Here is a 12,757-nt window from a genome sequence, read left to right as displayed (position 1 = left end):
TGTCTCGGCGAGTGCGTAATCTTTGACCATGGCTCACGAGCACATCGGTTCAGAAGGCACGGCGACCTCGATCGCGACAGACGGTGACGGGGATGCCGTCGACGTTGTCCGGGGCCTGACCGCAGATCAAGTTGCGTCGCGGATCGCGTCGGGGCAGACCAACGACGTACCCGATCGGGCGTCTCGTTCGGTCAAGGACATCGTTCGCGGCAATGTGTTCACGAGGATCAACGCGATCCTGCTGGTGCTGCTGGTGATTGTTCTGGCAACCGGCTCCGTGATCGACGGAATGTTCGGACTGTTGATCATCGCGAACAGCGGTATCGGCATCATTCAGGAGATCCGCGCCAAGAAAACGCTGGACGCCTTGGCGATCGTCAGTCAAGCGAAGCCCATGGTCCGGCGTGACGGTATTGCTGTTGCGTTGGCCCCCAAAGATGTTGTGCTCGATGACATTATCGAACTGGGTTCGGGCGATCAGATTGTCGTCGACGGCGAAGTGGTGTCGTCGTCGGCGCTCGAAGTGGACGAGTCGTTGCTCACCGGCGAAGCCGATCCGGTACACAAGAGCGTCGGTGAGTCGATACTCTCGGGCAGTTTTGTCGCCGCGGGCAGCGGCGCGTATCGCGCCACCAAGGTCGGGGGCGACGCGTATGCCGCGAAGCTCGCGGAAGAGGCCAGCAAGTTCACGCTCGTTCATTCGGAACTGCGCAGCGGCATCGACCGCATTCTGAAATTCATCACGTACCTGATGATCCCGGCTGGTGCGCTGATCATCTACAACCAGCTGTTCTCGAGCGGTGAGTCCCTCGGTCCGGCTCTGAACGGCATGGTCGCGGCCCTCGTTCCGATGGTCCCCGAGGGCCTGGTGCTCATGACGTCCATCGCTTTTGCCGTCGGCGTCATTCGATTGGGCAAGCGGCAGTGCCTCGTTCAGGAATTGCCCGCGATCGAGGGGCTCGCTCGCGTCGACGTCGTGTGTGCAGACAAGACGGGAACCCTGACCGAGAACGGTATGCGGCTATCGGAGTTGAAACTCGCCGACGGGTCTGCCGACGAGTCGGTGATCAAGGCCGCGCTCGCCGCGATGGCTGCGTCCGACCCTCGGCCGAACGCCAGTGTTCTGGCGATCCGTGAGTCCCTGACCGACGACGCAGGCTGGGGTGAAGCTACATCGGTGGCACCGTTCTCATCTGCGAAGAAGTGGAGCGGGCAGTCGTACGGCGTCCACGGCAACTGGGTGCTCGGTGCTCCGGACGTGCTGCTCGATCCGTCGTCGGAGATGGCCCGTCTGGCAGAAGAAGTCGGTTCAAGCGGACTTCGTGTTCTCATGTTGGGCAGCAGCAACCTGCCGGTCGACGACGGCGACGCTCCGGGCGTCGTGACACCGGAAGCCTTGGTTGTCCTGGAGCAGAAAGTTCGCCCGGACGCGCAGGAAACGTTGGAGTACTTCGCAAGTCAACGGGTAGCCGTCAAGGTCATCTCCGGTGACAATGCCGTGTCCGTCGGTGCAGTGGCAGGTTCGCTCGGACTCGAAGGCGGCGATCGACCGATCGATGCGCGTGAGCTTCCGAGCGATCAGGAGAAACTGGCCGATGTACTTGACGGCGCAACCACCTTCGGACGCGTTCGCCCGGATCAGAAGCGAGAGATGGTTGCGGCCTTGCAGTCTCGCGGCCACACCGTCGCGATGACCGGCGACGGGGTCAACGACGTCCTGGCCCTCAAGGACGCCGACATCGGAGTCTCGATGGGATCCGGCAGTCCCGCGACGCGCGCTGTCGCTCAGATCGTGCTGTTGGACAACAAGTTCGCGACGTTACCGTACGTGGTGGCCGAAGGCCGTCGAGTGATCGGCAATATCGAACGTGTCTCCAACCTGTTCCTGACCAAGACCGTGTACTCGGTGGTTCTCGCGTTCCTGATCGGAATCACCGGTGTGCTGTCGAAGATGCTCGACTTCGAACCGCTGTCGTACCCGTTCCTGCCGCGCCACGTCACCATCGCGGCCTGGTTCACGATCGGTATCCCCGCGTTCATTCTTTCGCTGGCACCGAACAACGAACGGGCCCGTTCCGGCTTCGTGCCACGTGTGATGCGACTGGCTTTGCCGTCGGGAATCATCATCGGCGTCACCACCTTCATCGCGTACGTGCTCGCGCACCGTAATCACGATCTGACACCTGAGCAGGAAGGCACCACTGCTCTGATCACGTTGATCATGATCGCGCTGTGGGTACTGGCCGTCGTTGCGCGACCGTACGTGTGGTGGAAGTTGGTGCTGATCGGTGGTTCAGTCGCCGGCTACCTGATCTTGTTCGCGTTGCCGTTCACCCGTGAGTTCTTCAAGTTGGATCCGAGCAATGTGGCAGCAACTACACTCGCGATCACTCTCGGTGCGGTAGGCGTCGTATTGGTGGAGGTGTCCTGGTGGGTCAGTGCCCGGTTGCACGGTGAGAAGCGAAAGCTGTTCACCACGCCGGACGATCTGCCCGGGGAACACCATCACGCGGAGGCGCAGAGGTAGTTTCCAGCCCCCCACCTTGATGGCGCCACATCGTTCGACCTGTGAGAATCTATGTGTGTGCGGAGGTTCTACTTTCCGCAGCAGGATGTGCATGAGCACCGGGAGAGGACACAAAATGGGTTTCTTGGACAACGTCAAGGGTCTGGTCGAGAAAGGCCAGGAACTTGCCTCGGAGAACTCCGACAAGGTTCACGACGCAATCGACAAGGTCGCCGACATCGCCGATAACAAGACCGGCGGAAAGTACGGCGATCAGATCGACAAGGCAGCCGAGGCTGCCAAGAAGGCTGTTCCCGAAAAGGAGTAGCCCGCCAGCAATCAGGAGCCCACACCTCGACGAGGTTGTGGGCTCCTGTGCGTCCGCTGGGTGACTTGTCAGTCTGGGCGGGCACAATGAACGGGTGAACTTCACCTGGATTCTGCTGGTCGTCATCGCCGCCATCGCAGTGACAGGGCTGGCGAACCGCCGAAATCTTCAGGCGCCTCTGGTTCTGGTAGCTGTGGGTTCGGTCGCGTCGTTCATCCCGGGAATGCCTCGGCCCGAACTCGATCCACACGTCATTCTGGGTGTAGTACTTCCGCCGTTGCTCTATTCGGCTGCGCTGAAATTCTCGGTGGCGACGTTCAAACGCAACCTCGCGGCGATCTTGCGTCTGGGTGTCGGGATGGTCCTCGTGACGGCCTTCGTGGTCGCCTTCTTCGCCGAATGGCTGGTTCCGGAATTCACGATCGGTGCGGCACTGGTGCTCGGCGCGGTGATCGCACCCACCGACGCGGTCAGCGCCGTGGCAGTGGGACAGAAACTCGGATTGCCCAAGCGCGTCATCGCAATTCTCACCGGTGAGGGTCTGGTCAACGACGCTACTGCGTTGACGTTGTTCACCGTCGCCGTCGCCGCGGTGACAGGTACTCGGATCGCCACGGATTCGCCGTTGCTGTTCTTCGCCTACGAAGTGGTCGGCGGAGTAGCAATCGGCCTGGTTCTTGCATTCATCGTGAAATTCGTGCGCGCTCGGATGTACGATTCGCCGCTCGAAACGGGTTTGGGCCTGGTACTTCCGTTTGCCGCGTATCTAGCCGCGGAAGAACTCCATGCGTCGGGTGTTCTCGCGGTTGTGGTCGCGGGCTTGGTGATCGGGCACTATTCGACGGATGCCTCGATCATGACGAGGCTGCAGGAACGGTCCGTCTGGTCGAGCCTCGACACGCTACTCGAGATGTTCGTCTTCGCCTATATGGGCCTGCAGTTGAGCTTCGTGATCGACGATGTCGTCAACGACGGTCTTCCGGCGGTCAACGTAATCCTGTACGGGCTCGCGGTGTTGGCGGTGGTCATCGTGATCCGGCCGCTGTGGTTGTTCCTGAGCTACTCCCGGGTGCGATTCGGAATAACGTTGCGCCGTGGGCAGCGTCAGAAACAGTTGACGTGGAAACAGAACGTAGTCGTGTCCTGGGCCGGGATGCGCGGCGTGGTCACTCTTGCCGCGGCCGGCGGTATTCCGTTTGCACTCTCCTCCGGTGAACCGTTTCCCGGCCGCGGTGTGATCCAGGCGATCGCCTTCATCGTTGCGGTGGGAACGCTGCTCCTGCAAGGTTCCACACTGCCGTTCCTGATCCGCAGACTGGACGTTGCCGATCCCTACGAACAGTTGCGCACGCAGGAGCAAATGGAGTTGGCGCGCACCATCTCTCGTCAAGCCGGTGAGAAAGCGCTGGCCGACGTGGTGGCCAGTCCACCGCCAGGCGTCGCCGGCGCCGAACTTCAGGCAATCATCGAACGCGTGCGACGCTCGATGCAGGCCAGACTCCAAGTGCAGGAGACGGACGAGAACAACGATCGCGACACGGCGATGTGGAATGCGGGTGCATTGTTCGACAAGTTTCGGCATCAGTCGTTGCGCACACAGCGCATGGCGTTGATTGCCGCGAGGGACGACGGTGATCTCGACGACGAGGTATTGCGTACCGTGTTGGAGAGTCTTGATCTCGAAGAGGCTGCAGCTGAGGAACGGGTACGGCGCCGCCGCGCTCGCGCGGCGGCCGGAGGGGATGGCACAGCATGAGTGCACGACTGCGGCACGTGATCTGGGGGACGCTCGCGGCGAGTGCCCTTGTGGTGAGTTCGGCCTGTGGATCTGCAGGAACCGAGGAGACAGCGGGAACGCAGACGCAGTCCACCACATCTGTCGCGCAGGCTCTGCCCGCCCCGGTGAGCGCAGCACGCGGCGTTGTCTTCGAGGACCAACCGTTTGCGACAACCGCTGCCGCCGGAGCGAGCGCCCGGAAGATTCTGTACGGCTCCACATCCGGCGTCGACGGTCGCGAAACACAGGTGTCGGGAACGGTATTCACCCCACCCGGAACTCCTCCCGAAGGTGGCTGGCCCATCGTCTCCGTCGGCCACGGCACCACGGGAATCTCGGACGATTGTGCACCGTCAACTTCGCCGACGCTCCTCGGAGCGATGGGGCTGGTGGAGCCGCTGCTGAACGCGGGTTACGTTGTTGCGGTCTCGGACTTCGAGGGGCTCGGGACTCCTGATCCGCACCCGTACCTGCAACCGGATACCGCCGCCTACAACGTGATCGACGCGGTGCGCGCGGCACGCAACATCGTGCCGGACACGTCGGACAGGTGGGCCACGTTGGGACTCTCGCAAGGTGGTCAGGCGTCGTGGGCAGCTGCGGAGAAGGCAGGCGAATACGGGGACGGGCTCGAATTTGTCGGTGCGGCAAATCTTTCGCCCGCGGCCGACATCTCGCCGATCATCACCAGTGGGGCGGATGTGAATCTGTCACTGCCCCAACAATTGTTGCTGCCGTACGTTCTCGAGGGTCTGTCGCTGTCCCATCCGGATCTCGAGCGTGACGACTACGTACACGGAGCGTTTGCGGAGAATTACGAACTGCTGTCGTCGTGCCTCACGGCCAGGGCGCCCGAGAAGTTGTCGTTGGTGGGGAAGGTGACGCCGGCCGATACGCGCCCGGCTACTGACGCCGATGCCGATCGAATTCACGGCTGGCTGAGCGACATCGCGCTGCCGCGTGGGCAAGCGAGCGGCCCGATGTATGTGGTGGTCGGGGCAAACGACAACCTGATTCTCCCCGAGTGGACCGAGGCAGCGGTGGCCCGGGCTTGTTCGGACGGCGACGTGATCGAGTTCGTGTCACGGCCCGGGGAGGGGCATGCCGACGGCCGGGCCGTTCCCGGCGCCGTTCAATGGATTCAGGATCGTTTCAGCGGCGTACCTGCGCCCACTACCTGCGGGGCCTAGATGAGTCCGACGGTCGCGGTCCTGTTTGCCTGCGTGGTTGCCCTTCTCAGCGCGGCTCTGGCGGCGGTCTGGATGCGGACCAGACGCGAGGTCACCTCACCCACCGAACGAGCGGTGCACACGGCGCTGCATACGGCTTCCCTTGCCGCGCGGCCACTTCGGCGCGGACTCGACAGTGAATCGGCTGCCGAAGCGGCACCCCACTTGCGTGAATTGACCGGCGCTCGAGGTTTGGGCATCACCGACGCGGCGGGAGTTGTGCTGGCGTGGAACGGGCCGCACGAATCGATGGCCGAACAATTCCACGATGCGGCACTGCGGGCGATCGAAGGTGAGCGCCGAGTACTCGTGACCCATTCGGACCTGGTGCGGGGCAGTGACGATCACGCGGTGCGTGCCTTGATCGCCCAGCCGCTTCTCATCGAGGACAGCGGCGTTGTCGGGGTATTGGGGATCGTGACGACGGAGGACCCATGGCCCGGCATGCTCGGCGCGATCACGGAGGTCGCGCGCTACGCGTGCAGCCAAATCGAACTTGCGGATCTCGATGCGTCGCGGGCGCGTCTCGACCGAGCGGAAGTGCGGGCACTGCGCGCGCAGATCAGCCCCCATTTCATCTACAACGCACTCAATACCGTGGCGTCGTTCGTTCGTACCGATCCGGCGCGGGCGCGTGAGCTGATCCTCGAGTTCGCCGATTTCACGCGCTACTCGTTCCGCTCGGCAGGCGAGTTCACCCTGCTTGCCGACGAACTGCGCAATATCGATCGCTACCTGACTCTCGAGCGGGCCAGGTTCGGTGATGCGCTCGACGTGCGACTGCAGGTGGCGCCCGAAGTGCTCAACGTGGTCCTGCCGTTCCTGGCGCTGCAACCACTGGTGGAGAATGCTGTCCGGCACGGTATCTCCGGCAAACCGGAGGGCGGCACCATCAGCATCGTGGCGGCAGACGAAGGCCCGGACTGCGTCATCAGCGTCGAGGACGACGGCGTCGGTATGGACCCGGACATCCTGCGGTTCGGTTCCCTCGACGCCATCGAATCCGGGGCCGGCCGCCCCAGCGCCCGGGAGGCCGCGCACGTGGGTCTGGCCAACGTCGACGATCGCCTGCGTGCGGCGTTCGGCAACGATTACGGCCTGGTGGTGGAGACCGCGCCGGGAGCCGGAACCAAGGTCAGCATGCGCGTGCCCAAGTTCAAGCAGGGCATTCGGGTGTGATCGGCGGCTTTGTGGGTTCGGTGCGGGTAACCGTGGGAATATGGGTGTGCTGTGAATGAGACTGACATAGGTGCCCAACTGACCGTGCTTGCCGTCGACGACGAGAAACCGGCGCTCGACGAGCTGGCTTTCCTGCTGCGCGCGCAAGAATCGGTGGCGCACGTCCACACCGCGTCGGATGCAACGACGGCGCTGCGGATCCTTCGTGACGGTGGCATCGACGGCGTTTTTCTCGACATCAACATGCCAGGACTGGACGGTTTGGAACTGGCCGGGATTCTTTCCAATTTTGCGACACCGCCGCCGGTTGTCTTTGTGACCGCACACGACGATCGGGCAGTGGCCGCCTTCGATCTCGGTGCGGTCGACTACCTTCTCAAGCCGCTGCGCGAAGAGCGGCTGGCGCAGGCGGTGAGCCGAATCGTGGGTCGCGCGGGGCGTAATCAGGCGGGCGCACAAGCCGATGCCGCACCCAGCGACGAAGTGATTCCGGTGGAACTCGGCGGCGTCACGACACTGGTGCAGCGCTCGGCGGTGGAATGGGTCGAAGCCGACGGAGACTACGCGCGGTTGCATACCGCAGGTAAGTCGCACCTCGTGCGTATCCCGATTTCTACCCTCGAATCCCGTTGGGCCGATGCGGGTTTCCTGAGGGTTCACCGTTCGTACCTGGTGTCCCTTGCCTTGGTGACCGGAATTCGCACCGTCGGGAGTGGTTTGGTGGTGACTCTTCGCCCACACAGCGGTAAGCCGCCGGTGGAGTTGCCGGTGAGCCGTCGGCATACGCGTGAGTTGAAGGATCGTTTGGTGCGCACCCCCAAGCAGAGTTGGTTGTCGCGGTGAGTGGGCACACCGATCCGCCTGCGCGTCAGCGGGTGGTGCTGGCGCAGCGTCACGGCGCCCGCATCGTGCGTACCCGGGTAGAGGTGCAGGAACAGACCGAGGTCGGCGACGCCATGATCCGGGGTCTGGTTCGTGCTCAGTTGGGCCTGGCGATCCGGCTGGCTGTGGTCGCAGCCGGATCATTGTGCGCGATACCGCTGTCGACCATGCTTTTTCCGGCGCTGTCGGATTACTCGGTGTGGGGGATCAGGCTTCCGTGGTTGGTGATGGGCGGCGCCGTGTTGCCCTTGTTGCTGATCACCGGGTGGGTGTTCGTGCGTCGGGCTGAACGCAACGAGCAGGACTTCACCAATCTCGTGGACGACTGAGCGCGGGCGCTGTGGGTGGGCAATCGATTCCGGTGTTGACGGTGTTGGGCATCGTGGCGGCGGCAGTGGCGACGGTTGCGATCGGAATCTACGGAGTGCGGCTTTCTCGCACCACGTCCGACTTTCTGGTTGCCTCCCGCACGGTGGGGCCGCAGTGGAATGCCACGGCGATCTCAGGTGAATACCTTTCTGCTGCGTCCTTTCTCGGTGTTGCCGGTCTGGTGGCGAAGTACGGGGCGGACGCGTTGTGGTACCCGATCGGGTTCACTGCAGGCTATCTGGCGTTACTGCTTTTCGTAGCAGCACCACTCCGTAGATCGGGCGCGTACACCGTTCCGGACTTCGCTGAATTCCGTTTGGGTTCACCGCGTTTACGTAAACTGGCAATGCTCGTGGTTGCGATGGTGTGCATTCTCTATCTGATTCCGCAGTTCCAAGGGGCCGGTCTGACCCTCAATATCCTTCTCGGCGTGCCGAGTTGGATCGGTGGGGTTGTGGTCGGGGTGATCGTCATCGCCAACGTCGTCGGTGGCGGCATGCGATCGATCACGTTCGTTCAGGCATTCCAATACTGGCTCAAACTGTCTGCGGTGGCGATTCCGGCTGTGGCACTGGCCTTCTACTTCTTTGCTGACGAACATGACGTAGGTGCTCCGGCGCCGCCGACGGTCAGCGAGCAGACCACCGTGGACATCACCACCGATGTTGTGGTGCAGGTGGCCGAACCGGTGAGTGTGCAGGGAGGAACGGTGGATGGTCGCTCGGCCACGGGCAGTGTTGTCCTCGAGCCGGGCGAGCACACCCTCGGCGAGGGAATGTCGATGGTTCTGGAAGCCGGTGCAGCCGTTCCGGTGGTAGCCGGGGCGCCGGCGCACAATTCGGATTGGATCACGCCCGGTTGGGGATTCGGCGGTCCGCACCCGACGTATCAGGTGTATTCGCTGATGCTCGCGACCTTTCTCGGGACGCTCGGATTGCCGCACGTACTGGTGCGGTTCTACACCAATCCGGACGGGCGGACGGCGCGACTGACATCGCTGGCCGTCGTTGGTCTTGTTGGCGTCTTCTACTTTTTTCCGGTCCTGCTCGGAGTGTTCGCTCGGTTGTACGTTCCGCAGTTGCTGATCACCGGAACCTCCGACGCTGCAGTGCTGCTGTTGCCAGGTTCGGTGTTCTCGGGGTGGGGCGGGCAGTTGCTGGCAGCACTGGTGGCGTCGGGCGCGATTGCCGCGTTCCTCTCCACGTCGTCTGGTCTGCTCGTGAGCATCGCCGGTGTGATCAGCACCGACGTCCTGCGAGGGCGGATACGCGATTTCCGGATCGCCGCCCTTCTGGCCGGTGCGATTCCATTGGCCATGTCACTTGCCGTGGTGTCGGTCGATCTCTCGATCACCGTCGGGTTGGTATTTGCCGTTGCCGCGTCGACGCTCTGCCCGTTGCTCCTGCTCGGCGTCTGGTGGCGCGGATTGACCGCGGTCGGCGCCGGCGCAGGCATGGTGGTGGGCGGCTTTGTAGCCGGGACGGCAGCAACGGTCGCGATCCTCGGCGGATTGTCGGAAACGGTGTTGAGCGGGTGGCCCGCTGCGATCTTCGCGTTTCCGGCCGCCGTCAGCGTGCCGCTCGCGTTCGCCACGATGGTTGTTGTCAGTAAGGCATCGAGCAAGCAGATACCTGCGGATATAGCGCGGATCTTCACTCGTATGCATGCTCCCGAGCGTCTGGACATGGGTTCCGACCGCGAGGACGAGCTGCGTCAGCCCTGATTTCGGCGTGCCGCTGGTCGCGCTTGGACGACCGTTCAGCGCACGACTCGACAGCTCACCGTGTGAGCGCCACCACAGCCATTTCATGTGACTCCGATCTCACTAACGTCTGGACGTAGTTCACTTCACACGCGAGGCGAGGAGCCGGCAGTGTCCACAGCAGAAGTCAGTGAGGGGTCGCCGCAAGAGCGGCGGACCCCGGATGCCCAGGCATTCATAGACATGCAAGCAAGTCCCGAGTTCCAGGAACTCCGGACGCGCCTGCGCAAGTTCGTTTTCCCCATCACTGCATTCTTTCTGCTCTGGTATGCGGTGTACGTCCTTCTGGCGACCTACGCCCACGACTTCATGGCGACCAAGGTCATCGGCAACATCAACCTCGGCATCATTCTCGGCCTCGGACAGTTCGTGACGACGTTCGCGATCACTGCCTGGTACGTGAAGTTCGCCGGCCGCGAACTCGATCCGCGTTCTGCTGCTATCCGTGACGAGCTGGAAGGCCCCGTATCGTGATCACCACACTCGCCGCGTCCGGGACGGATGTGGGAAACCCCGTCTTCAACATCGCGATCTTCCTCGCGTTTGTCGTCGGCACGATGACACTCGTCATTCGCGCCAGTCGCACCACGAAGAAGGCATCCGACTTCTACACCGGTGGCGGGCAGTTCACCGGTCCGCAGAACGGTTTTGCCATCGCCGGTGACTACCTTTCGGCTGCCTCCTTCCTCGGGATCGCCGGGGCCATCGCCGTTTACGGTTACGACGGCTTCCTCTACTCCATCGGCTTCCTTGTCGCGTGGCTCGTGGCCTTGCTTCTGGTCGCCGAATTGCTGCGCAACACCGGCAGATTCACGATGGCCGACGTATTGAGCTTCCGCCTCAAGCAGCGCCCGGTGCGTATGGCCGCGGCGATCTCCACACTTGCTGTCTCGCTCTTCTACCTGTTAGCCCAGATGGCCGGTGCCGGTGGACTTGTCGCGCTGTTGCTCAACATCGAAGGTAAGACCGGTCAGGCAGTCGTGGTCGCGATCGTCGGCGTGCTGATGATCGTCTACGTCTTGGTCGGCGGTATGAAGGGCACCACCTACGTGCAGATGGTCAAGGCCGTTCTGCTGGTGGCCGGCGCCGGAATCATGTTCGTGCTCGTGCTCTTCGCGGTCCGGGGTAACTTCTCCCAGCTCCTCGCGGATGCGCAGAACGTGGTCAGTAACTCCTCCAACGAAGCTGTTGCCGGTCGCGACATTCTTGCGCCGGGGGCAAAGTACGGGCTGACCGGGATGACGCAGCTCGACTTCATTTCTCTCGGAATCGCTTTGGTGCTCGGCACTGCAGGCCTGCCGCACGTGCTGATGCGCTTCTACACCGTCCCCACCGCCAAGGAAGCTCGCCGTTCCGTCACTTGGGCGATCGCACTGATCGGCGCCTTCTACCTGTTCACGCTGGTGCTCGGCTACGGTGCAGCCAAGATGGTCGGACCCGACGTGATCCTGGCTGCTCCCGGCAAGGAGAACTCTGCGGCACCGCTGCTGGCCTTCGAGCTCGGCGGCACGATCTTCCTCGGCATCATCTCGGCCGTGGCTTTTGCCACCATCCTCGCGGTGGTCGCCGGTCTCGCGATCACGGCATCTGCGTCGTTTGCTCACGACATCTACGCCAGTGTCATCAAGCGCGGCAACGCAACCGAAGAACAGCAGGTTCGGGTTTCACGCATCACCGTTGTCGTGATCGGTGTCATCTCCATCGTTCTCGGTATCGGCGCCATGGGCCAGAACATCGCCTTCCTGGTGGCTCTCGCCTTTGCTGTTGCGGCCTCGGCGAACCTGCCGACCCTGCTGTACTCGCTCTTCTGGAAGAAGTTCAACACCACGGGTGCGCTGTTCAGCATCTACGGCGGTCTGATCAGCTGCTTGACGCTGATCGTGTTCTCCCCGGCCATCTCGGGCAAGCCGTCGTCGATGCTCCCGAACTCGGACTTCGCGTGGTTCCCGCTCTCCAACCCCGGCATCGTCTCGATCCCGCTGGCATTTGCCCTCGGCATCATCGGTACCTACATCGGGCGCAACAAGCCCGAGGATCCGGCCAAGCAGGCCGAGATGGAAGTTCGTTCCCTCACCGGCGTCGGCGTCGAGAAGGCTGTCGATCACTAGGGGCGCAGCCCCCGTGCGCCTTTCTGGTACCTCCGGTAACCAGAAAGGCGCACAGCGCTATTGTCCCACCATGGCAAAACTCACAGTGAAGATCGACGTCCCCCTTCCGCCGCAGGAAGTGTGGGACAAGGCATCAGATCTCAGTGGCTACGAGAATTGGCTTGTCGTCCATGACGGTTGGCGAGGGGAACTTCCCGAACAGTTGGGGGTGGGAACCGAGATCAGCTCAGTTGTCACGGTGAAAGGCCTGCGTAATCGTGTGCGCTGGACCATCAAGAAGTACGACGTGCCCACGGCGCTATCGCTCAAGGGTGACGGCAAGGGTGGGGTCAAGCTGGGGCTCGAACTCGACGTCAAGGCCAAGGGGACGGGTTCGGAGTTGGCGTTGACCGTCGAACTCGGTGGCGCCCCGCTTTTCGGACCCATCGGTTCCGGCGTTGCTCGGGCTCTCAAAGGGGATATCGAGCAGTCGTTGGCGCAGTTCGTTCGAATCTACGCTTGAAACTTTGCAAGTAGTTACTTTGCGGCAAACATGAGTTAGGATTCTTTTCGGCGGGATAAACCGGGCATAGGTTTGTTATGAACCTGGTGCTCCGCCGGAGAGGATTCCGCATATG

At 62.6% G+C, this 12,757-nt stretch carries 11 protein-coding genes; all 11 read left to right on the top strand.

Annotation, left to right across the window (positions count from 1 at the left end; genetic code table 11):
• Nucleotides 1-28: 28 nt before the first annotated feature.
• Nucleotides 29-2,527, top strand: a complete 2,499-nt coding sequence (locus EEB13_RS23350; protein WP_261984625.1) for an HAD-IC family P-type ATPase — start codon at nucleotides 29-31, stop codon at nucleotides 2,525-2,527.
• Between the two features lie 115 nt (nucleotides 2,528-2,642).
• Nucleotides 2,643-2,834, top strand: coding sequence for an antitoxin (locus tag EEB13_RS23345; protein ID WP_033234149.1), 192 nt, complete (start codon nucleotides 2,643-2,645; stop codon nucleotides 2,832-2,834).
• 94 nt (nucleotides 2,835-2,928) lie between these two features.
• A complete protein-coding gene (locus EEB13_RS23340) occupies nucleotides 2,929-4,590 on the top strand; it encodes a Na+/H+ antiporter (protein ID WP_033234150.1) in 1,662 nt (553 codons plus the stop codon).
• Nucleotides 4,587-5,801: a lipase family protein gene (locus EEB13_RS23335; protein WP_095888404.1), complete on the top strand. Its 1,215-nt coding sequence runs from the start codon at nucleotides 4,587-4,589 to the stop codon at nucleotides 5,799-5,801. Before EEB13_RS23340 ends, EEB13_RS23335 begins: the two co-directional genes overlap by 4 nt.
• Nucleotides 5,802-7,019 carry a histidine kinase gene (locus EEB13_RS23330; RefSeq protein ID WP_141486378.1) on the top strand — a complete coding sequence of 406 codons (1,218 nt, stop codon included), beginning with the start codon at nucleotides 5,802-5,804 and terminating at the stop codon, nucleotides 7,017-7,019.
• A gap of 51 nt (nucleotides 7,020-7,070) precedes the next feature.
• A complete protein-coding gene (locus EEB13_RS23325; RefSeq protein ID WP_092806687.1) occupies nucleotides 7,071-7,862 on the top strand; it encodes a LytR/AlgR family response regulator transcription factor in 792 nt (263 codons plus the stop codon).
• A complete protein-coding gene (locus EEB13_RS23320; RefSeq protein WP_141486377.1) occupies nucleotides 7,859-8,230 on the top strand; it encodes a hypothetical protein in 372 nt (123 codons plus the stop codon). The genes EEB13_RS23325 and EEB13_RS23320 overlap by 4 nt, the downstream gene beginning before the upstream one ends.
• A gap of 11 nt (nucleotides 8,231-8,241) precedes the next feature.
• A complete protein-coding gene (locus tag EEB13_RS23315; protein ID WP_141486376.1) occupies nucleotides 8,242-9,993 on the top strand; it encodes a cation acetate symporter in 1,752 nt (583 codons plus the stop codon).
• A gap of 150 nt (nucleotides 9,994-10,143) precedes the next feature.
• Nucleotides 10,144-10,506 (top strand): DUF485 domain-containing protein, encoded by a 363-nt coding sequence (locus EEB13_RS23310; RefSeq protein ID WP_033234155.1) that lies wholly within the window; start codon nucleotides 10,144-10,146, stop codon nucleotides 10,504-10,506.
• Nucleotides 10,503-12,140, top strand: coding sequence for a cation acetate symporter (locus EEB13_RS23305; protein ID WP_033234156.1), 1,638 nt, complete (start codon nucleotides 10,503-10,505; stop codon nucleotides 12,138-12,140). Before EEB13_RS23310 ends, EEB13_RS23305 begins: the two co-directional genes overlap by 4 nt.
• 70 nt (nucleotides 12,141-12,210) lie before the next feature.
• Nucleotides 12,211-12,642 (top strand): SRPBCC family protein, encoded by a 432-nt coding sequence (locus EEB13_RS23300; RefSeq protein WP_141486375.1) that lies wholly within the window; start codon nucleotides 12,211-12,213, stop codon nucleotides 12,640-12,642.
• The last annotated feature ends 115 nt before the right edge of the window (nucleotides 12,643-12,757 follow it).

Origin of the sequence: Rhodococcus sp. WS3 (assembly GCF_003797085.1) — a bacterium.
GTDB lineage: Bacteria > Actinomycetota > Actinomycetes > Mycobacteriales > Mycobacteriaceae > Rhodococcus_F > Rhodococcus_F globerula.
This window is presented reverse-complemented; position numbering and strand designations above follow the sequence as displayed.

Excerpts from the sequence above, each read along its gene's own strand:
- EEB13_RS23350 (WP_261984625.1), top strand. The coding sequence starts at position 29 with ATGGCTCACGAGCACATCGGTTCAGAAGGCACGGCGACCTCGATCGCG.
- EEB13_RS23345 (WP_033234149.1), top strand. The coding sequence starts at position 2,643 with ATGGGTTTCTTGGACAACGTCAAGGGTCTGGTCGAGAAAGGCCAGGAA.
- EEB13_RS23335 (WP_095888404.1), top strand. The coding sequence starts at position 4,587 with ATGAGTGCACGACTGCGGCACGTGATCTGGGGGACGCTCGCGGCGAGT.
- EEB13_RS23330 (WP_141486378.1), top strand. The coding sequence starts at position 5,802 with ATGAGTCCGACGGTCGCGGTCCTGTTTGCCTGCGTGGTTGCCCTTCTC.
- EEB13_RS23300 (WP_141486375.1), top strand. The coding sequence starts at position 12,211 with ATGGCAAAACTCACAGTGAAGATCGACGTCCCCCTTCCGCCGCAGGAA.